The organism is Mycoplasma phocoeninasale (assembly GCF_012934885.1).
GTDB lineage: Bacteria > Bacillota_I > Bacilli_A > Mycoplasmatales > Metamycoplasmataceae > Metamycoplasma > Metamycoplasma phocoeninasale.
Map to the genome: position 1 here is coordinate 130,601 of NZ_CP051480.1, position 21,494 is coordinate 152,094.

The following is a 21,494-nucleotide window of genomic DNA, read 5'->3' on the forward strand; positions in this document are numbered from 1 at the left end:
AATTTAATATTGCAATAACTATTATAGCAAAGATTTTTTTATAAATAAAAAATCACAGATTAAATTTGTGATTTCAAATTGTAAATTAAAATGCTTGCGCTTTTTTAATAATTTCAGCTAATTTTTCTTCTAGTAGTTCAGCCATAGTATAACTTTTTAGTGGACTTGCTTTAACTCCAGCTAATAGGATTGTTTCACTTACTTCGGCACCCAAAAATTTTCATATACCTTCTAGATAATTTACATGGCTAGCTCATGGATACCATCCTAGCGGTGCTCCTTGTGTAGCAATAATTTGAACTTTTAGATTATCTAGCAGCCCAATCGCATCACCTTTTTTGGAATATTTATATGAAAAAGTTTTATCAGCAACAGCAATTCGGTCAAAAAAGGTTTTAACAGTGGCAGGAACATTGAAATTAATCATTGGACTATTCATAATAACCTTATCTACGCCTTTTAATAATTCAATGTAATAATCAGAGTCATCTTTGTTGAAAAAAATACCCCGGTTCTTTGATGTTAAAAGACTAGTTGACATGTGTAGATCATTTAAATTAATTTCTTGAAATTCATCTTCAGGATGAGTTTTTTGATACTCTTCTACATACCTTTTTGTCAACATTGTTGATATCGAATTTTCTTCTTCAATTGGCGAACCATAAATTACAATTATTTTAGCCATTTTTTTCTCCTTAGTATTTTATAAAATCTAATTTTATTATAACATTATAAAATTAAAAATAGCCTAATTGGCTATTTGACTAAAATGCTTTTGCTTTTGCAATTAGTTCATCTTTAAAAGTATCAACAATTTGATCTTTTGTCATATTAGCTAGAGGCGGAACATTTGTTCCTGGTGCTAAAAAGCTTGGACTAATTTTTGAACCTAAGAATCTTCACATCATTTCAACTAATTGAACTTGTTTAGGTTCTAAAGCTGTTGTTGGTGATCCTTGAGTTGCAATAATTTGAATTTTTAAGTGATCTAGTAAGCCAATTGCCTTACCATCAGTTGATCCTTCATAGGTAAATGTTTGACCTGCAACAATAATTCGGTCAAAGAAATTTTTAACTAATGTTGGAATAGCCAGGTTAATCATTGGTACAGAAATAATTATTTTATTTACTTCTTTTAATAATTTTATGTACTTAGCAGAATTTTCCTCATCAAAAAACTCTCCGATATTTTTTGATGTTAATCCAACTGTTGACATTTCAAGTTCATTTAAGTCTAATTCAATTATTTCGTCTTTTGGATTATTTTTACGATATTCATTTACGAAAAATTGTAATAATTTATACGATGTTGAATTCATTTTTGGCATTGGAGAACCATTTAAAACTAATACTTTTGCCATATTATGCTCCTTTTTTTATATTTGAATTCTAATTAGAAAATATAAATAAAGTATTTATAAGTTAATAATTAAACCATTAATAGTAGTATTTAAAATAAAAAAACTTAATACTTTGTATTAAGCATTTATTGGCGTAACGAAAGGATTTTCTTCCTCTATTTTTAGCTACTTTGTGCTAATGTTTTGCTTTAAACTACGTTGACAAATGGTGCGGATGAAGGGAATCGGACCCTCGTATTCAGATTGGCAACCTGATGTTCTACCATTGAACTACATCCGCATGGTGCAAGTGAAGGGAATCGGACCCTCGTATTCAGCTTGGAAGGCTGATGTTCTACCATTAAACTACACTCGCATTTGTGCTTTATTATTATACTATTAATCTAAAAAATGTTTAATTTTTTTTAGAAAATAATTTAAGAATTTAATAAAAAAGAAAACATATTTTGATAAATAAATTAATAGTAATAAAAATTAAATAATTAAATAAAAAATATAAATTAACCTTTTTTAATAATAGTAAGAATCCAAATGAAGATCTCAATTAATCTTACATAACGTTTTATTTATAGAATTAGCAATTATTAAATATTAGTATTTTGAGGTGTTTATATCAAAAAATATTCGTAATGAACTGTTTACTTTGATGTTTTAACAATAAAAAGATAGTAAAATTATTTTATTAGGGAAAATGGCAAAATTTAATCATTTTAATTTAAGTATGTTAAATCAAATACTTTTTTTAATAAGAAATAATTTATCTAATTTGTTTTAAATTAAGAGAAAATATCTCATATAGAAAGGAGATAATCATGAAGAGGTTATTTAAAATAAAAAAATTTAGAAATATAGGAATAAAAGATGAACAGGAAATCATCTTGAATAATTTTAGAGACAAAAATGATATCGGTAATTTAGTGATCATAGTTGGGCCAAATAATTCAGGTAAATCCAATATTTTAGATGCTCTATATGAATGAAAAAGTAATAATTTTTTAGAAGAAGACATAAATAATTTTGCATATGAAGAAAAAGATAAAAACATAGAAGTAGAATTAGAAATAAAAAATAATAATCAAAAAATTTCTTACAAAACAACAAATTCTAATAATCAGAAAAAAATAGAAATTGAAGGTATAGAAATTGATAAAGTTGAAACAGAAAAAATTATATGTGAATTAAAAGATCTAAAGAAAAAGCTAGATAGAAAAAATATAAAATTAGACAATATTGATTTAAATGAAATAATCAAATTTTTCGAAGGATATAAAAATGAATTAGTAGATTCTAAATTATTAACTTCTAAAAAAAATATAGAAAATTTTGTTAATTACTTAGTTAAAATTAATAACTATAGAGAAGACTATTACTATTATAGTGAAGTAAGTTCAGAATTGAAAAAAATTGTTAATTCATTTACTGAAAAAAGTAATATTTTTAGATTATATAAATTTGATAAATTTAAAAAAATTAATCAATATTCAACTACTAATTTCGGGTTTCCTATTGATTTTAATATAATTAAATATGAATTCAAGGAAATAGACCAGAATCAGTTTACAACAGAAGAAAATTCAATACAAAATAATAATTTGTTTAAATCAATATTTAAAATTATTGATTTTGATATTAAAAAAATAAATACAGAGTATAAGAGATTTAAAGATTGAAGAAATGTATCTATTTTAAGAAGTATAGAATCAGAAATTTCGGAAAAAATTAAAGAAATAAGCAAAAGATTTAATCAATTATATTTTTCCTATAATGAAAACGATGAGTATAACTTTACCATACGATTTGAGTCTAGGCAAATTCTTTTCGGACTAGAAAGAGGAAAATCTAGACAACCAATAAATTTATCACAACAATCGACAGGGTTTAAATGATTTTTTAATTTTTATTTTAACTTTTTAGCGAGCAACTCGTTAAATGCTGGTGATGTTATTTTACTTGATGAACCAGCAACTAATTTACACGTTGAAGGACAAAAAGAGTTAAGAAAATTTTTAAAAGAATTTGCAAGAAAAAATGGCGTAACATTTGTCATATCCACACATAGCCCATTTCTAATAGATATTGATAATCTCGAAGAATTAAGAATAGTAAAAACAAAAAATGATGAAATAAATATTGATAATTTGTTCACCCTCGTAAATATTAATGATCCAAATTCATTATTACCAATTAAAAAATCCTTAACAATAGGTCAAAATATTTTATATGAATATGAAACTAAGGTAATATGAGTAGAAGGGATAACCGACTATATTTACCTAACAATGTTTAAGGAAATGTTGAAAAAGAAAAATATTGCTTTTTTACCATTCAATGGTGTAGGAAATGATGAAAAAAAGAGAAAGATAATAGCAGAAAAAATAGTAAAAACTTATTTTCCAAAGGTTAGCATACTTGTTGATGGTGATGCAAATGGAAATGAAATGAAAAGAATCTGCGAAGAATCAAATTTAATACAAGTAAAATCTATTTCTGACCTAAATGACAATAATAATCAATTTAAAGAAATAGAAGATTTATTTAGCGATACTGAAGTTAAAAATTTTAAATTGAAAGAAAAAAGTTCCGAAAATGTAATAATTATGAAACAAAATGCAAAACTTTCTGATTTTTCTGAAAATACAATAAAAAACTTCGAAAAATTGTTTGATTTATTATTGAAATAACTTCGATAAATTGAAAAATGAAAAAAATAAAATAAAAAAAATGGCGATCGTGGCAGGATTCGAACCTGCGACCACATGCTTAGAAGGCACGTACTCTATCCCCTGAGCTACACGACCATTACTAATATATTTTAGCATATATTTAACCTTAAATATAAAAAAATATATTATTTATTATCATTTTTCTTCAATAATTTTTCTCGCCAATTTTTCACTAATAATTTCTTTAAGTTCTTCAAGTGAAGCACTTAAGATATTTTGATATGTTTTAAATCTCAATAAAAGCTTCTCTAGTGTTGCTTTTCCAAGACCATTTATTTTTAGTAATGGATTATTAACTAAAGCTTTAAGATGCTTTTTATTGTACATGGCTTTAACAAAACGATCAACTTCTGTCTGCATTCTTGCTAGTAAATTAAAGGAATTGCTATCAGTGATATCAATTAAATTACCCCATTCATCAACGACATATTTTGTTTCGTGTCTTTCATCTTTGACAAGTCCAAATACTGGTATATTTAAGTTGAGGACGGATAATGAAGCCTTAATTTCAGCAATTTGTGCCATTGCTCCATCTGCTAAAATGACATCAATTTCGTTGGCAAATTCTTTAAAATAATGTAGCGAAGTTTGCCGCATATATTCAACATCAGCATGTCGTAAATTAGAATTATCAAGATTATAAAAACGGTAATCTTTTTTTGAGGGTTGACCATTAATGTATAAAATTCCTCCACCTATGACCTCATTGCTGCCCTTCAGAAATGAATTATCTAAAATTGCAATTTTGTTTGTTGGACATTTAAAAAAAGCACTTAGATTTTCCTGGGCAATAGCAGTTCTTAAGATCAAATTATTGTAATTCTGAATTTTAAGTTCAACATTATTTTCAGCATTTTGTTGTGCTTTGTTACTTAGTTCAGTCTCGGAAAATGAAATTAAATCAAAGAATTCTAAACGTAGATCTTTATATTTTTCAGGAAAAATAATCTGATCAGGAATTAGCTGATTTGCATAAAAATTTGACAAAAATTCATTAATTGCGTTTACGAGTGAAGTTTTGATTTGAAATGAAAAATCCTGTTGATTAATTAGCGTTCCATTTCTGTATACCATTGCATGAATTAAAACAATGTCCTCTTTTTGAAAAAAGCCAAAAACATCCATTGCCTTTTGCGATTTAATAAAAATGTGTTGATCCTGAGCATTGTAATTTAGTAGTTCTAAAATATCATTATAAAATTTAGCCTGCTCAAACATATTATTTTCAATCGCATCGGCGATTTTTTGGTTTAAAGTACTTTTGAAATGTTTGCCAAAATTCATAACCTTTTTAGCTTCTTGAAATCTCTCTGTGGCAAATTCTTTGCTTTGTTTTTCAACAATTAAACCATCCTGTGAAAGAAGTAGATGATTTAGGTAACGAATTAGTGGTTTAAAATCTTTATTGTTGGGTAGAGGGCCATAATAAAGTGCATTTTTTTCTTTTTCATATTTATTCTTAATAGCAATTTCTAAAACATTATTGTTATGTAATTTTACTCTAATATAAGGAAAGGAATTTCTAACCGGAAATAGAACATTATAAAATGGTCGATATTCATCAATTAATTTTCGCTCTTGAATAAAAGCTTCACGGTCACTTTCAAGAATGATTGTCGAAAAAGATGCTATTTTTTCAAGCATCTTTGGGGTTTTATATGAATTTAACATTTTACTATCAAAGTATTGACTCATTCTTTGTTTTAAATTTTTTGCTTTGCCGACATAGATAACTTTCCCGAATTTATCTTTTCATAAATAAACTCCGGGTTTATCAGAAACATCCTTAATTAACTCTTTACTAATCATATTATTTTATGCTTTGAAAAAAGGCGGTTAAAAGCTGGTCAAAACGAAGCATTGGATCTAAGTTGAAATCAGGGGTAACAAGCTCAAAAGCCACGTCCTTGTATCATCCCATTTTGCCATTTTTTTCTTCTTTATCTTCGCGGTGTGATAGATAATAATTAGGCTTCTTACCTTCAAGAAAAGAAAGGTCAAGATCATACAGTGGTTTGATGGTAATTTCAGAGTGTGAGTTTGGAATTTTGTCATTAAAAACTTCATAGTACATAATGCTATTCATTCCAACCTTATTACCAAATGATGTCAGTGCAGCATAGTGTTTATTTTTTTCATTAATGGCAAATAAAGCGCATGATTGAATAGAAAATAATTTGTTTTCTTTATCTTCTAAAATTAAGGCGGTATATGGATGAGTGAAGTTTCTAATAAGTTCATGAGTTTTTTCATCAATCTCATATAGAAAAACTGCATCACTAATTGGCAATTTTTTTGCTTGCTTTTCAAGTTCAATAAATGCTCTCAAATTATCTTCTGAAGCACTAGGGTCTTTGAAAAAACCCATGTCCTCAGTAGCCACGTAGTATTTTCCTAGTTCTAATTTTGTGTAAACATAAACATTTTCTAGTATTTCATTTTTGTCATTAAGTAGCACATTCGCAGTAAATCTTTGATATTGTGGAAACATCTTCCATCTGTCCACCATAAATAACTCATCTTTGCTAATCTCAAAAACTGTTCCTCTTACTTGACTTGAAAGATCTTTTTTTAATAAAAAGTATCTCGATTCATCTACACATTTAACATAGCCATTTAAAGTAGCAGCCATTCTTTTGGTATCTTTAGCAAACAAGTTCTCAAAAAAGATTGGATCTTGCATACTATCATAACTAAAGATATAATATTTTTCTTCCATAACAACCTCGCAATTAATTAATAAAAAAATTATATCAAAGTAACAGACATAATTTTAAGTTAAGATAATGATTTGAATTTTTATTTATATCAAAAATATCATTTAATTTATTATATAATAATATTGCCATGAGAACGACAACCTTGTAATTTGGTCAGGATAGAAATATAGCAGCCATATCGAGAAGTGTTGTGTCTTGTGGTTTTTTATATATGGAGGTAAATAAATGTTTTGTTCCCGTCTTTTAATGCCAATTGATAATTTCAATGATATGATTGCGTTCCCAATTTTAAGAACAGTTGATATGACAGTTTATATTAAACTTTCTAAAAAGCCATTCCATAATGCTACCAAATGTTTAGATAAAATTGAGCAACCCACTAATTATGATACTGTTACCTTCGGCGAATTATACTATGAAGAGCATGAATTTTATTTAGTTAAAACTAGTGAATTTGATGAATTTACTGAAAATGTTTATATTCATTGAAATTATCTAGATGACGAAAAAGATTATCAACCTAGTTATTTTATTTTAAGTGCCTTAAAAGATTTTCAAGCAATTATTAACCGTGAAAAGCTAACAAATGCTACGCTTATTATCATGGATGTTCAACCTAATCAAGCAAAACCATACTATGTTTACTGTGATCCAGAAATTGCTAAGCAAGAACTTGATTATTTCTTTGATAATTTTCCAAAGCGCGATGCATTGTTAATTAACGCGTCATCAGTGCTTTTTGAAGAGCTACCGATTGCTAATAAAAAATTTTTTGATCCCAATGATTTGTCGCATTTATATCTAACCAACCAAATTGGATTATATGCCGAAAAAAATATTAAAATCCTCAAAGATAAATTACGGGATGTGAATTAATAAAAAAAAGACCGCAAGTAATTGGGTCTTTTTTTTAAGCGATAATTAACGGTTGTAGTACTCAACAATTAGAGATTCATTAATATCTTTAGCAAATTCATTTCTTTCTGGTAATCTTGTTAAAGTAACTTTGAAGTTGTCTTTTTTTAGTCAATCAGCAGTTACCATTACTTCGGTAGCATCTTTAACATCATTGTTGTTTTGTAGTGAAGGTTTCATTTCAATCACTGAACCAACTTTAACAAGCATTGATGGAATATTTGCTTTATGACCATCTAAAGTAAAGTGACCATGATTAACGAATTGACGAGCCTGTGCTCTTGTACGAGCTCACCCTGCTCTGAAAACTAAATTGTCTAATCTTGTTTCCACTAATTGAAGTAAATTAGTACCGGTAACACCTGATTTTTTTGATGCTGCCATGAACAAAGTCTTGAATTGACGTTCATTAATTCCATACATGTATCTAACTTTTTGTTTTTCATACATGTGAATTTGGTAGTCAGATGGTTTTGATCTTTTTGCTCCGTGTTGTCCTGGGGCAGTGGTACGTTTTTTACCTTTAGTAAATTCTTTATTATTTTCTAGCAATGAAATGCCGTATCTTCTACTTTTCTTAAAAATAGAACCAGTAAATCTTGACATATTTTTCCTTTCAATATGCAAAGAACAATCTCCATAATTCTCTTACAATGTTTTTATTCTAATGATTTCGGGATAACAGCTTCCTTACTTTCAAATTTAAAGCAAAATAAAAACGGTTTGTAAAATATTATAGTGCTGTATCAATGCGTATATTATTTTATCTTATTTATTAAAATAAATTTTAATCTTGCAAATATTTATTCTTCTTCATCTAATTCAGGGATAATTGGCTTAGCATAAGCACGTAGCGTCATCGCAAAATATTTCCTTAAATTTTGGGCAAGGTTTCCCTTGGTTTTTTTATTCTCTTGGCAAATAAAAAGCAAGCGATTAAGTTCATATGAAAATTTAATTCCGACTCATTCATGCTCTTCAAAATGAATTTTGGCTAAATATTTTTCTTTATTAAAAATATTTTCCCTTAAATCTTCAATTCTTGAAATTTCAATTTGATTTATCGTCATTTGTGAGAATATCTTTGTTTCAAATGACTCTAAATTCTTAGGATCACAACTAAAACTAAAGTTAGTTATTAGTAGATCGTCAATTTGTATTAAGTTTTGGTTTTTTAAATCGTCAAATTTCATATGTTGAGTCTCATAGTAATTGAACATATCCGAAAAAATCGAAGCCGCTAAGAAGGCATCACCGTAACGAGATTGCGAAAAACCAAAGTTAATTTCATAATTTTCATTGAAAAACAAATTGATATTATTCGTGTCTAAAGAATTTTCATAAAAAAAGCCAATGTTATATGATAAGTCATATTTTTTAGCAATAGTTTCAAATAAACTATTTTTTGTAAGTAGAGTTGATTTAATTTCGTGAATCGTTTTAGAGTTTTTATTTGTCTTTAGAATGCTATTGACAAAAATTAAATAATTAGCTATTAGTTCATTAATATCAATTAATTCATATTTTGGCATAATTGACATACGATTTTGTTTTTTGTAAATGTATAACTTTTGAAAATCATATGAAAATTTAAAAATGTAATTAATGTTTTTAAATTTGTTAGCCGCGGTAATAGGCAAATAAATAACTTTAGGTTTATCTTCAGTAAATTTGTTTTTTACAAACCGATAGCCAATATCATTTTTACCCATTATTCGCTTCACAAAACTTTCACTTAGATTGTCATAAACAATTCCGATGGTAATTAATTTATTGCCACTTTCAGTGTGATTGTAGTTAACAATTTCAGCCACATATTCATTTAGCAATTTATTAAAATCTAAAAAATTTGCTTCATCTTCGAATTCATTAATATCGCCAAGATTAGTGATATCTAGCCTATTAATAATTTTTTCAAGGAATTTAAACGCCACCGGCAAGCCCTTATTATCAAAAATTGAAATTGCGTAATTGCTGTCATAGGTATATTTTGATAAATAAACTACTAAATTAATTCCGTCAATTTTATTAAGAATGAATTTGATGAAATTCTTTGATGCTGGTGCCTGTTTAAATAACATAAAAGGTTGCATTTTATTGGCCTTAAATATATTAGCAATGCTTTTAGTATAACTATCGAAATTTTCATTAGATCCATCATGAACAATTAAAATTTTTAGATTTTGTCCTTTAAGTTCATTTGCAAGTGCTTGTGCTCAAAGCTTAATTGTAAGTTTATTAAATTTATAATTTCCAAATCCTAGTGTAGCAACAAAACTATTATTTATGTATGAAAATGAATTTAAAAAATTTTTATCATTAAGATAAGCGCTGTTAACAGCCTTTAAGTCCTTTTTATTTTTCATAAAATAAATTTGTCATTGTTTAAAATCAATCATTTATTCACCAAATATTCCCTTTTTTAGATTAAATAGAAACTCAGAAAAAGTTGCTGTTTCTAGATTATTATACAAATATTTACTAAATACCAGCGCAATATTTTTTCTGAAAGCATCACTTTGATTATCAACCGGTTCTTGAAAAGCAAGCGTATTTTCTCTTTTGGCATTTAATAAAAATTCGCGATTAGCCAAGTTGGGTTTTGTCATCTTTGCATATTCTTTAATAAAGTTATCACTCGGAAAAATATAACCAAGTTTATAGGCAATATATTCAACCGGGGTAAATTTTAAAATCTTTGGTCCAACCTTTCAGTTAATAATGTTATTTTTATTATACATTCAATTAACAAAATTAATTGTGCTTCTATTTTGCACTCCAGTTTTTGAAATTCCAATAAGACTATTACCTTGCACTAAAAAAGATTCATTTTTATCATTAACATCATTTTTATTAGGTGATGGTAGAAATTGAAATTCCTTAATTTTTTTAGTTTTATTATTTTTTAGTAGTTCAAAAAAACGAGTTGAGGTCAAAGCGAACATTTTTGTGCTAATATAGGGATTAGCATCGCTTTCGCTATTGTACAATGAAATTTTAGAGTTAATAAGACTTGATTTAATATAGTCAAAAGCTCATTTTAATTGTTCATTTTCTTCGCTGCCTATTTTAAAGACTTTAGAATAGTCTAATAAACCATTTGCTTTTCTTTTCAAAAAGAAATTCGCATATGAGCTTTTAGCATGATTGAATAGCAAAGAATAAACAAAGTTATTAATACTACGAATATGAAAAGTTTCAATTTTGACTTTACTATCTTTTTGACTAAAGGTATGAGCGATTTTAGTGGCTAAATTAATTAGACCAAAATTACTTTTAAAATTTAGATCATCAACGGTTGTAAAGAATTCTCTTAATTTATCACTGTTGAAGGTAATATCCTGTGACATTCAAAATTTCTTTGTTGTTTCCTTTAGTTGTCCATTTGAGCTTCGATAATAATTTAAGGCAGTTAGAAAAATTTGTTGTCTTTGTAAATTTAGCGTAATTTTTATGTCATTTTCTTCCAGAAAACGCAGTCCTTCATATAGAAACATTCCTAAAAGGATGTTATTAATAACGAGCGATTCGCCGCTAACCGAAAAAGGAAGGAGAATATTTTCATTAGCTAAGGTATTTATCTGTTGATTATTAATAATAAATTTTTTATCTATGTTACTTTCATTAATTAGGTCATGAAAATTTAGACTACGCTGATATCCATATAAGGTATTTGCTAAGCTTGGGTAGTATAAAACCAGATTGGGGATGTATTCATTTTTCGAACTTAAATCTAATCTTATTTTATGGTATATTAAATTACGATTTTTGCTTTGTTCAATTTCCACTGGCAGATAATTATTGCTGTTTTGCTCTAGAAGGTTATTGTAGACATTAACAACATCATAAAATGGTTTGCTTTCACGCTCTTTGTCATACGGAATTTTAAAAATAATTGCATCACTATTTTTTTTGTTAATACAACTTACTAAAGTAACAGAAAATGGAACAATCGACAAGATCCCAAAGCTTTTAAATATCTTAAAAAATTTCATTTCTTTAATTATAAAGAAAAAAAACTATGAGACATTATTTTCATAGTTTTTTGTGACTAATTTTTGAATATATAAATAAATGTAAATTAGAATATTTTAAAAGTTTTATTTTATATTCCACTTTGTACAAGTCTAATTGGAACTAGAAGCAAGCCCATAGCTCCAAGAATTGCTAAGATTATACCTGCAATAACAGATAATGAAATCCCAACAATTCCGACAATTTTTAAAATCGCAATCTTTCTTTGACTTTTTTGTAATTTTATTAATGTAATTTCGTTATTGTTGTCCATAATTTTATCCTTTTGTTGCGTTTCCATTTCTAGAAATTGCATCCATAATTCTTCTTCTAAAAATGAAGTAAATAATAAGCATTGGTAGAATTGCTAAAACTGTTGCAGCCATACGAATACTTGTGTAAAGTATTTGAAGGTCGGCATCAGGATCCTTACCGGTGGTAAATACTCATAAGTTCATTGGTTGTCATAAGGAATTTGATCCTGCTAAAATTAATGCTGGTCAAGTATATGAGTTTCATGAAGCAAAAGCCGTTAGGATGGCGACAGTTCATGTCGTTGATTTAACCATTGGTAATGCTATATTAAAGAAATATCTAAATCCGCCAGCTCCATCTAGCATCGATGATTCTTTTACCGAGTTAGGAATTGCTTCAAATGCATTTTTATACATGTATGAGAAAAAGATTGAAGCGGCAAATGGAATAACTAGGGCAATAATCGTTAATGCTCCAGAGTGTCATCCCATCCGAACGATAACTGTGTATTGTCCAGTTAGTAGGGCAACTTCCGGAAGTATTAGTAATGATAGAAAGAAAGCAAAGAATGCTCCTTTTCCCTTTCAATTCTTAAGTGACAGTGCATAGCCTAACGTAATTGAGAAAAATAATCTAATTAGTATAGAAAAGAATGTTATTCCCAATGTAAATACAAGTGATTGTAAGTATCCTTGTTCAAGGGCAGCTCTGTAATTATCTCAGTGGAATCATTTTCCACCTTCGGTAAATGGTATTGGGAAAAGAATAGTTGTTGTTTGTCTAGTTTGTCACAATTTATCTGTCAATGACTGAGTAAGCATGAAATAAAATGGAAAAATAATAAGTAATGCGAAAAATCCTAAAACTATTATTTTAAAGATTCATGAAGCAGCTTTGGAAGCAACACCAGTTGAAGAGTATGGCTTAGAAATTAATTCTTGTTTAGATTTTAAATAACGATTCTCTCAAGACTGACGCGTTTTTAATTTTATTAACGACATTTTTTTCTCCTAATGTTCTCACACCTTTTAATGTGAAAAATACTATTTTTCTTAAGCCAAATGATAGTGCTAGTCCTAGAATGAACAATACAATTGATGCTGCTCCGGCCAATGCAAAATCAGTTTTAGTTACCGCAAAAATGTAAAGTAAAATTGATTGTCCATTGAATTGTAAGGCACTTTCGGGACTATTATTAAATAATGCTAGTGGGAAGATTTTTATTCCCCCAATTATTCCTATGGTGAATAGGAAAGAAATTGTTTTGCTAATTGCTGGTAGAGTAATTGTATAGAATTGTTTTCTTGAAGATGCGCCATCAATTGATGCTGCTTTGTATAAATCTGGGTTAACTGACAACATTGATGATGTTAGTATTAGAATTTGGAATGCCAAGTTTCCTCATATTCCTCTTATAAGAATAACAAAGAATGCATTTCAACTTCCTGATGAATTATCTTCTAAAAAGTTAATTGGATTTTTAACTATTTTTAGATCAAGTAGAATTTTGTTAATTAGTCCACCTTGTGATCTAAAGATAAATGCAAATGCTAGTGATACAGCAATTCCCGATGTTACGTATGGTAGGAAAAAGACAGTTTGCCAAAATCCTCTTGCCCGTTTCTTAATAACTTGACTAATTGCCGAACTAATAAGCAGCGAGATCGACAAGCTTATTGGTAAAGCTACCACTGCATAAACAAGAGAGTTTCTAATAGCAATTATAAATGTAGTGTCATTAAAAAGTGTTCTGAAGTTTCCGAATCCAAAGACAGTATCATTCCTTGTGAATCCAACATTAACTCTAAATGACCCAATAATAACTAATATAAATGGAATTATTGTTAACAGTAAAATTGTTATTAATGATGGAATCATAAGTAGAAATGGTTTCCAGAATGGTGTTTTATTATTTAAAACACTTAGAGCTAGGCCTGTGTTTTTAATACGATATTTTTTTCAAAAATATGTTTTCATATCTATACACGCTCTTTTGTATCAACATCAAACAAATGATATAAATCAGTATTTTTAATATTTAATCTAACCATTTCACCAATATCGTATTTTAATTTTGATGATAGGAATACGTTTGAAATTTTATCCATTTTTTCAATGAAGATTTGAGCTTGAATTTCTTTTCCAAGATATTCAACCACTCTAATTTCACCTTCAAATGTTCCAGTTTCACTTTCAACTAAAGCTTCACCTCTAAATCCAACGTCAATTGATGATTTCTTATAATCAGATGGTACTTTTAGTAGGTTTTTACCATTATACTTTACATATCCCTTGCTGTCAACCTTTGCTTCAAAGATTGTCATTTCAGGCACACCTAAGAATTTAGCAACAAATTCATTTTTAGGTTTTGAATACAGTTCGATTGGGCTTCCAATTTGTTGTACTTTAGCAGTTGACATACAAACAACTTTATCACTAATTGACATTGCTTCTTCTTGGTCATGGGTAACAAAGACAGTGGTTATGCCAAGTTCTTGCTGAATTGAACGTATTCACTTTCTTGTTGAGATACGTAGTTTCGCATCCAAGTTTGATAGCGGTTCATCTAGTAGTAAAATTTTTGGTTTTTTAACAATAGCTCTAGCGATTGCTACCCTTTGTTGTTGACCACCAGAAAGTTGTGTTGGTCTTTTTGCTAAGTTTTTAGTAATATCAACCCTTTTAGCAACTTCAAGAACATCTCTAACGATTGCCTCTTGAATTGTTAAAACGTCTTTTGAAAATTCTTTAATATTATCTTGTAATTCATTTGGCAGCGTTGAAATTAAAGCTTTAATTTTCTTGTCAAATGATCCTTTTTGAATTTGATTTTTTGCAAATAGAGGTTCGAATAATTTTAGACATTCTTCACGATATTCTCTTTTAGTAACGGCTAATGTCATTTTATATCTTTGTTTGATTTCAGCAATTTTTTGGATTAAAGGAGAAATCTTTGAATAATTTTCAACTTTTGAAATTTCTTCTTTAACTAAATTGCTTTCATAAACTTCTTTTTTAAGAATTGCTTCTTTGTTTGCTAAATATTCTGATTCCATTTTGCTTTTAGCATTCATGTCAGTACTTGATTTTGAATTTTGAAGGAACTTCTTATATTCCATTTCATTGTCTTGAAGTTCCTTGTTTTTATTAAATTCAATTTCTCGCAATTTAGCATAAAGAGGTGAAAGTTTTTGAACTTTTCTTTTGTATTTTAATTCTTCTTTTGCTTTTTTAACAGCTAAAGCATTTCTTGTTTTCGCTTCTTTATATTTAATTTCATAATCTGATTTAGTTTCAGCATATTCTTTTTTGAAATTGTCTTTGATTTCTATAATTTTATTGTTGTACTCAGCAATATTTTGATTTGCCTTTGTGATTATTGGATTAACATAGCTAGAATCAAATCTACCATTATTTTTGATAGCATAGTTTTCTTGCTCACTCTTTATGACAGATTTTTCATAAGCAATTTTTGATTGCATTTCCTTAATGCTAGTGTATTTTTTTTCTTTAAGATTTTTTAAATCTTTAAGTACTTTTTTAGTTAATCCTGATCCTTCAGCAATACTTTTGGTAACCAAGAAATTGTAGTTATTTAGCTCATTGTCAATAATATTGTTATGTTCGGCAATAAGTTCATTTAAATACTTAATAGTTTCTTTTGGGTTATCAATTAAATGATAGAATTTCTTATTAAATACCTCTAATGCATCAGCACCAATGCCATGATGCTTTAGAATAATTTCAAAAATCTTGTGCTGCGATGTCCTGGTTTTTTCAATCACTTCTTCTTTTCAGTGTTTGTCATTTGACAATGGGAAGGCGATATTCTCATAAACAGTCATGTGAGGGTATAGGGCATAGTTTTGGAAAACCAATCCTAATTCCCTTTGTTGAGGAGAAAACTTTGTAACATCCAACCCTGAGAAAAATATTTTTCCACTTGTTGGTCTTAAAAGTCCCGAAATAGCATTCAAGGTTGTTGTCTTTCCTGATCCCGATGGACCAAGCAAGGTAACTAACTCTCCTTTTGCAATGGTGAATGAAGCATTATCAACGGCTAGTGACTCACCGAAGTCAATTACTAAATCCTTGATTTCAATAGCATGAATGCTTTTCTTCATTTCATAACGTTTTTTAGAGAAACTATGAATATCTTCCTGCGATAATGAACTATTTGTGTTATTTTGTTTCATAGTTGTTCCTTATTTTAATTTTGATTTTAAAAACTTGTAAATGTTGTTTTCTTCATTTGGTTTTATAGTAGATTTACTCCATAATGAAGGATGTAAAATGAATAGCGATGAGTCAATCAAATCAGAACCATGTTCTTGATATTTAGAAGCGAGAACGTATGGGTCTTTGAAATTGTGTGGTTCACCATAAAATCCTTTTTTATTCAAAATTCCATAATTGATAGCATAAGCTGCATATGGTAGAGTATATGAATAAAGGTTTCTTGGTTGTCCTTCAGGCTTATTATAATCGGCGATAAAATCGTTAATATCTTCTGTTGATATTCTTGCTAAGGTATATCCTGCGGCAAGCATTTCAATGGCGAAGTTTCTCACAAAATTTTCTCCAAAAAATACTGATCCCACAACTCTATCATAAGTTTTGTCGGTTCAATTTTTAGAAATTACTCTAACTTTTGTACCAACTGGAAGTAAACCTCTAGCGTATTCACTATCTATGTGTGCCAAGGCTTTTTCTTCCTCACCTACATTTGGAGTGTTTTCTTCTAGGGTATCGATTAATGGTATTCTTATTCTTATAATATTAGGTAGGTTAATAGTTCTGCCATTAGGAAGCACTTTTGGTTGTTGAGTTACTCTGACTGTCATAGTATCCCCATCAGCTAAACTAACTATTTCACCTTCAATATAGTTGAAATATTCTCAAAGTGATTGTTTTACAGTGATTCTTTGACCGTCTTTTCTAATACGGTAACTAACCTCATTATCGAAAATTCTACCTACATTTTTATAATCATTAACATTAGATTTAACATAAACATTATCCTCTGTGTTTAGTTTGATTGTTTCTGCAGTCAATTTTTCAGTTGAACAAGAAATTGCAGAAATAGGAAACCCTACCATTACGATAGGGGCTGCTATTCCCAATATTAATTTCTTTTTAAGCATTATTATCCTTTTACCTTAAATGCTTTAGTTATACCATTTAGTAATGATTGAAATGTAATTTCTGTACCACTTTGGGCTGCTGTAACTAATCCGCCTGCCGCTGAGGTGATTGCTCTTCTTAAGGCATCTGATTCTGCAGCAGCAACATCCTCAACGATAACGTAATTTTCATCATTATTTGCTTTCTTAAAGTTTTCGAAGCCAAGTTTGCTTGCTGGGTTTAGTCTTCTGATTTCTGGTGAATCAGGAGCTTTTGTGAAATATTCTTCAGTTGGAGAAACATAACTTGATTCAAAGTTAAATGCATCCAAGGCAGTAACTTTTGTATAAGTATTTGTAACTTCAGATCCACGACGACCTGTTTTTAAGCTTATTTCATCATGTTTTTGAGTGAAAATCCATTTCATAAATAATCTTGTAGCTTTATCTTGTTTTTCAGTTGCATGAATTCCAACTAATGATGGGCCTTGTGAAAATACACCGTGTTTTTCATCGGTTTTTCCATATTTTTCAGGAGATGAAATTCATGTAGCATCATTTTTAACAACAACATTATTCTCAGTTAATTGTTGAACTAAAATAGCATCTTTTTCTAGATAGAAGTAATTTTTGTCATCAGAATTATCATCTTTGAAGATATCTCCTAATTCTAAGCCAGAAAATTCAACAGTTTTTTGTGTTTTAGTTGTATCAAAATAGGTGAAAACAACTTTTCCATCTTTAAATGATCAGGCAGGTCCTGAAACTATTCATCCTTCTTTTCCTTTAAGTGCTTTGGCTTTTTCATCAGCTGCGGCATCTTTTAGCTGTTTATCGAATCTACCAATTTGAGTTTCAGTACTCAATTTAACGCTGTTTGTGTTTTTGTTATTTAGTGAATTAAATCAAAAGGCAGTTGAATCAGGAGTTTTGTCATTACTGTTTGTGGTTTTTAACTCTAGAGAATTATTTTCCAATGAACTGGTAGTATCTTTTATAGTGTATTTTTTCAAATCTTTAGCACTTCTTATAAATGTATGACTGTATCCAGCAGTTGAACCAATGCTCATTGCTAATTTGAAGTTAGATAGTGATGATGATCCGTATTTACCACCACCACCAACTCAAATAGCACCTTCATCAATACCTTTAATTAATAAATCAGAGATTTTCTTGAAAAGTTGGTATTGTTTTGTTCCTGGTTTTAAAAATGAAGCAAAGTCTCATCCACCAGTAACTGCTATTTTTGAATCAGGAGTTATATAGTTATCTTTGTAGTCTCCTTTTGAAAGTGAAGCTGCCATCACATTAATTGCAGTTGGAAGAAAGTCGAATCCCAAAACATAGTTATCAACTACATTAGGATAAATCTTTTTCATAGCAATTGACATATTAATCAAGTCTTCATAATTTTCAAATGATTCGTCTGAAATAGTTGGAACCAGTTGAAGAATTTGATCTTTTACAGTTGCCACATTAGCAACTTTTCCAGCATCTCACAATTTATCAATAAAAGATTTTTTACCTGCAGCTACTTTTACATATGATTCAATATATGAATCAATAGCAGCGTGTTTTGTTCCTTTTTGAACACCCAGATCAGTTAAGTCTTTCAATAATTTTCCTAATAGTGGTTTAGCGATAGCATTCATTTCTGATGAACGCGATAGTGGAACTGCTCATTTTTCATTCTTGAAGTTACCGGCAATTAGAGAATTAACATCTTTGAATGCTTTAGAAAGTCCAAAACTTTCATATTCTTCATCAGGAACAGTTAAGTTCATTTCATATTTAGCAATTAATGATGCTGCTGTTGGGTAGTTAACAATAATATTTCAGAATTCACGAGTATCTTTGGCTTGAAGTTTCGCTGAAAGAACGTCAGTATTATAACCATTTGGCAAGGTTATAACATCAACTTCCATGTATCCTTCGGCTTTTTTATTATTATCTTTTACTCATTTGTTGTATACATCAACAATTCCTTGTAAGGCTTGTCCTTGTGGACCAGTTTTTGAAAAACCAGTAGCTATTCTAAGTTTATCTCTTTCATTTTGATCGAATCTACCAGTTCCACCACACGCAGCGGCAATAGGAAGAATGGCTAGAACAGATGCAAATGGAATTGCTCCTAGTAAAATTTTTTTCATTTTTTTCATATATGAATTTAAGAATCCTTTCGTTTAATTAATTTAAAATTCTTTATCTAAAACAAAAACAAACCAAAATAGCACCATGCTAAGTTTGGTTTGTTATAAAACTATGAAACTATTAAAATATTCTAATTTTTTCACATTAATATTTTATTATATTTTTCCAAATATTTTACTTTTTGAGTTTTTTAAAACTAAAAGCCAGCAAGAAGTATAAAATTGCAATTATTTCTGTAAAAAAAAAGTACAAAATACGTTTTTTTGGCCATTTTGAATGTTAATTATTGATGTTTATTCAGGTTTTATTTTTTCACTAAAGATGAGTTTAAAAATTTGAATTTGTAATTGTTGAATGACAACATATAAAAATTATTAAATGATTCGTAGTTTTTAACATGTTTTAAAATATAAAGTTCATAGACAAATACAGAAATATTTACACCATAAATTGTAACCATTAGCACAATAAACAATCTAACTACTGCTCGTAAATCTTCGGTTTCTTCACTAGAAAAAATTAAGATTGCAAAGATAATTAAGCTATTAATTAAAGTCGGAATAACAATATTAAAAATTGTTGTTCTAATAATGGCGGTTTTTCTTTGGCTGCTAAAATCAGGATCAAGATAGCTATGCTTTGCAAAATCTGCATTAATTTCATTTACAAGATTAGCATAATCAATTGATGCTTCAGAGTATTCTAGTAGTGAAGCAACAAGTGCAGTAAATTGTGATTTTGTCATGGCAGATTTTAAATCAAAGACTTCTTTAATACGTCTTTCTTTTAAAATAAATTGTTTTTGATGTGATCTTAATGAATTAAGATAGGCATAATATTCAAAGAAATCACTTATTTTTAGACGTTTATAAATGTCAAGAAAAATAAATGATGCCAAAATCAATAAAATGGCTGAAAGAAAACCAACTAAGCAGCTCACAATAACATCATTCACAATTCTTAAAGTGCTTTCATATTTATTTTGGAAAACAGCGCTAATGTAGATTAGCAGAATTCAAGTGATAGTAATTGTGGCAATTCATAAAGCTCGATACCAAATTGAGTGAATTTCGATTGTTTTAAGCTTTTTAAGCTCGTTTTTACGATTATTCATGCTCCTCCTATACTCTATAATTATAAATAAAAAAGTAACTTAAATAATTAAGTACTTAAATTAGTGATTTTAATCATATGGTGCTCCAGACTGGACTTGAACCAGCATGACTTTCATCGGTTGATTTTGAGTCAACTGCGTATACCATTTCGCCACTGGAGCAGATACAATAATTATTATATATATTTTTTTGGAAAATTAGAAATTTCAGGCTAATAAAGTTCTATAATAGACAATATGAATTTAAAATACATCTTTGATACCCAAATTAAATTAGATGAAGAAATTAGCAATTCACTCATCAACCCAAGCAATGTTGATAAAAAAAGAGTAATTGCCTTGTTAGTTGAACTTGGCGAATTTGCCAATGAAGTCATGACCTTTAAATACTGAAAAAAACAAATTAAAATTAACCATGAATCAATGCTAGAAGAATTTGCCGATGGCATTCATTTTCTAACCAGTATTGCATATCGCAATCATCTAAATCCAGAAATTCCAGTCATTATCAAACATACTGATTTTAATATACAACTAATTTTTACATATCAATGTTTTACTAAATTGTTTAAATCTGAGAAAAAATCAAATATCAAAAAAGCATATGGAGCATATTTGGGACTAGGTGAGATCATGAAGATTTCATATAATGACATTATTGAATCATACAATAAGAAAAATCAAAAAAACTTTGAGAGAATTAAGAATAATTACTAATAATTTTTTAACAAAGCAATAAATTAGTAGGGCTAATCTATTCCTACTTTTATTTTTATTTTTTATAATCTAGCAAAGGATATTGAGCATAAAGATCATATTAAAAATATCTCTAATCTTTGTAAATATACTAATTGATAAATATCATTTTAGTAGACAACTAATGAGGTTAAGTAAAATTTCGTCCGTGTATAAAATGGAAAACCTTAGCTTTTTTAAGTAGTTATACATTTGCAGTTTTATAATTTATTATGGAAATTATGATAAAAAATTAAAATTTATTCAAACCAGGTAATAAAAAGCACTAAAAATTGATTAAATAAAATTACTTAATATAGTGAAAATAATTAAATTATCAACATAATAGGTATTTTTCATTATAAAATACAATCACCATTATG

At 28.4% G+C, this 21,494-nt stretch carries 17 protein-coding genes, 4 tRNA genes and 1 other RNA gene; 4 read left to right on the top strand and 18 right to left on the bottom strand.

Features of this window, described 5'->3' with window-relative positions:
• Positions 1-85: 85 nt before the first annotated feature.
• The 4 genes from HGG64_RS00635 to HGG64_RS00650 all read right to left on the bottom strand — a co-directional run bounded on the left by HGG64_RS00635 (position 86) and on the right by HGG64_RS00650 (position 1,716).
• Entirely contained in the window at positions 86-685 is a 600-nt protein-coding gene (locus tag HGG64_RS00635; protein WP_169580051.1) for an FMN-dependent NADH-azoreductase, read from the bottom strand.
• A gap of 79 nt (positions 686-764) precedes the next feature.
• Positions 765-1,361: an FMN-dependent NADH-azoreductase gene (locus tag HGG64_RS00640; protein WP_169580052.1), complete on the bottom strand. Its 597-nt coding sequence runs from the start codon at positions 1,359-1,361 to the stop codon at positions 765-767.
• Between the two features lie 206 nt (positions 1,362-1,567).
• Positions 1,568-1,641: transfer RNA gene (locus tag HGG64_RS00645), tRNA-Gly, on the bottom strand.
• 1 nt (position 1,642) lies between these two features.
• A tRNA-Gly gene (locus tag HGG64_RS00650) sits at positions 1,643-1,716 on the bottom strand.
• Between the two features lie 457 nt (positions 1,717-2,173).
• On the opposite strand from HGG64_RS00650, the gene HGG64_RS00655 reads away from it, so the two are divergent.
• Positions 2,174-4,042 carry an AAA family ATPase gene (locus HGG64_RS00655; protein ID WP_169580053.1) on the top strand — a complete coding sequence of 623 codons (1,869 nt, stop codon included), beginning with the start codon at positions 2,174-2,176 and terminating at the stop codon, positions 4,040-4,042.
• Positions 4,043-4,083: 41 nt separating this feature from the next.
• On the opposite strand, the gene HGG64_RS00660 is transcribed toward HGG64_RS00655, so the two are convergent.
• The 3 genes from HGG64_RS00660 to HGG64_RS00670 all read right to left on the bottom strand — a co-directional run bounded on the left by HGG64_RS00660 (position 4,084) and on the right by HGG64_RS00670 (position 6,803).
• A tRNA-Arg gene (locus tag HGG64_RS00660) sits at positions 4,084-4,159 on the bottom strand.
• A 57-nt stretch (positions 4,160-4,216) separates the two neighbouring features.
• Positions 4,217-5,893: a GIY-YIG nuclease family protein gene (locus HGG64_RS00665; protein WP_169580054.1), complete on the bottom strand. Its 1,677-nt coding sequence runs from the start codon at positions 5,891-5,893 to the stop codon at positions 4,217-4,219.
• A 1-nt stretch (position 5,894) separates the two neighbouring features.
• On the bottom strand, positions 5,895-6,803 hold the full coding sequence (locus HGG64_RS00670) for a gamma-glutamylcyclotransferase family protein (protein WP_169580055.1): 909 nt from the start codon (positions 6,801-6,803) through the stop codon (positions 5,895-5,897).
• A 118-nt stretch (positions 6,804-6,921) separates the two neighbouring features.
• On the opposite strand from HGG64_RS00670, the gene ffs reads away from it, so the two are divergent.
• Positions 6,922-7,018: signal recognition particle sRNA small type (gene ffs, locus HGG64_RS00675), an RNA gene on the top strand.
• An 11-nt stretch (positions 7,019-7,029) separates the two neighbouring features.
• On the top strand, positions 7,030-7,680 hold the full coding sequence (locus HGG64_RS00680) for a hypothetical protein (protein WP_169580056.1): 651 nt from the start codon (positions 7,030-7,032) through the stop codon (positions 7,678-7,680).
• A 45-nt stretch (positions 7,681-7,725) separates the two neighbouring features.
• Here HGG64_RS00680 and rpsD read toward each other — a convergent pair whose 3' ends face one another.
• The 11 genes from rpsD to HGG64_RS00735 form a co-directional block, all read right to left on the bottom strand.
• On the bottom strand, positions 7,726-8,325 hold the full coding sequence (gene rpsD / locus HGG64_RS00685; RefSeq protein ID WP_169580057.1) for a 30S ribosomal protein S4: 600 nt from the start codon (positions 8,323-8,325) through the stop codon (positions 7,726-7,728).
• 197 nt (positions 8,326-8,522) lie between these two features.
• Positions 8,523-10,085, bottom strand: coding sequence for a hypothetical protein (locus HGG64_RS00690; RefSeq protein ID WP_169580058.1), 1,563 nt, complete (start codon positions 10,083-10,085; stop codon positions 8,523-8,525).
• A gap of 33 nt (positions 10,086-10,118) precedes the next feature.
• Positions 10,119-11,714 carry a hypothetical protein gene (locus HGG64_RS00695; protein ID WP_169580059.1) on the bottom strand — a complete coding sequence of 532 codons (1,596 nt, stop codon included), beginning with the start codon at positions 11,712-11,714 and terminating at the stop codon, positions 10,119-10,121.
• Positions 11,715-11,824: 110 nt separating this feature from the next.
• A complete protein-coding gene (locus tag HGG64_RS00700; RefSeq protein ID WP_169580060.1) occupies positions 11,825-12,034 on the bottom strand; it encodes a hypothetical protein in 210 nt (69 codons plus the stop codon).
• The gene (locus tag HGG64_RS00705; RefSeq protein ID WP_169580061.1) at positions 12,012-12,989 is read right to left on the bottom strand and encodes a carbohydrate ABC transporter permease; all 978 of its coding nucleotides are present in this window, start codon (positions 12,987-12,989) and stop codon (positions 12,012-12,014) included. The genes HGG64_RS00700 and HGG64_RS00705 overlap by 23 nt, the downstream gene beginning before the upstream one ends.
• Positions 12,931-13,866, bottom strand: coding sequence for a carbohydrate ABC transporter permease (locus tag HGG64_RS00710; protein ID WP_277345682.1), 936 nt, complete (start codon positions 13,864-13,866; stop codon positions 12,931-12,933). The genes HGG64_RS00705 and HGG64_RS00710 overlap by 59 nt, the downstream gene beginning before the upstream one ends.
• Before the next feature lie 101 nt (positions 13,867-13,967).
• Positions 13,968-16,184 carry an ATP-binding cassette domain-containing protein gene (locus HGG64_RS00715; RefSeq protein WP_240939127.1) on the bottom strand — a complete coding sequence of 739 codons (2,217 nt, stop codon included), beginning with the start codon at positions 16,182-16,184 and terminating at the stop codon, positions 13,968-13,970.
• 9 nt (positions 16,185-16,193) lie between these two features.
• A complete protein-coding gene (locus tag HGG64_RS00720; RefSeq protein WP_169580063.1) occupies positions 16,194-17,132 on the bottom strand; it encodes a thermonuclease family protein in 939 nt (312 codons plus the stop codon).
• Positions 17,133-17,134: 2 nt separating this feature from the next.
• The gene (locus HGG64_RS00725; RefSeq protein ID WP_169580064.1) at positions 17,135-19,261 is read right to left on the bottom strand and encodes a P68 family surface lipoprotein; all 2,127 of its coding nucleotides are present in this window, start codon (positions 19,259-19,261) and stop codon (positions 17,135-17,137) included.
• Between the two features lie 305 nt (positions 19,262-19,566).
• Complete coding sequence (locus HGG64_RS00730; RefSeq protein ID WP_169580065.1) at positions 19,567-20,376, bottom strand: hypothetical protein; 810 nt, start codon at positions 20,374-20,376, stop codon at positions 19,567-19,569.
• A gap of 78 nt (positions 20,377-20,454) precedes the next feature.
• A tRNA-Leu gene (locus HGG64_RS00735) sits at positions 20,455-20,538 on the bottom strand.
• Between the two features lie 75 nt (positions 20,539-20,613).
• On the opposite strand from HGG64_RS00735, the gene HGG64_RS00740 reads away from it, so the two are divergent.
• Positions 20,614-21,093 carry a dUTP diphosphatase gene (locus HGG64_RS00740; protein ID WP_169580066.1) on the top strand — a complete coding sequence of 160 codons (480 nt, stop codon included), beginning with the start codon at positions 20,614-20,616 and terminating at the stop codon, positions 21,091-21,093.
• Positions 21,094-21,494: the final 401 nt, after the last annotated feature.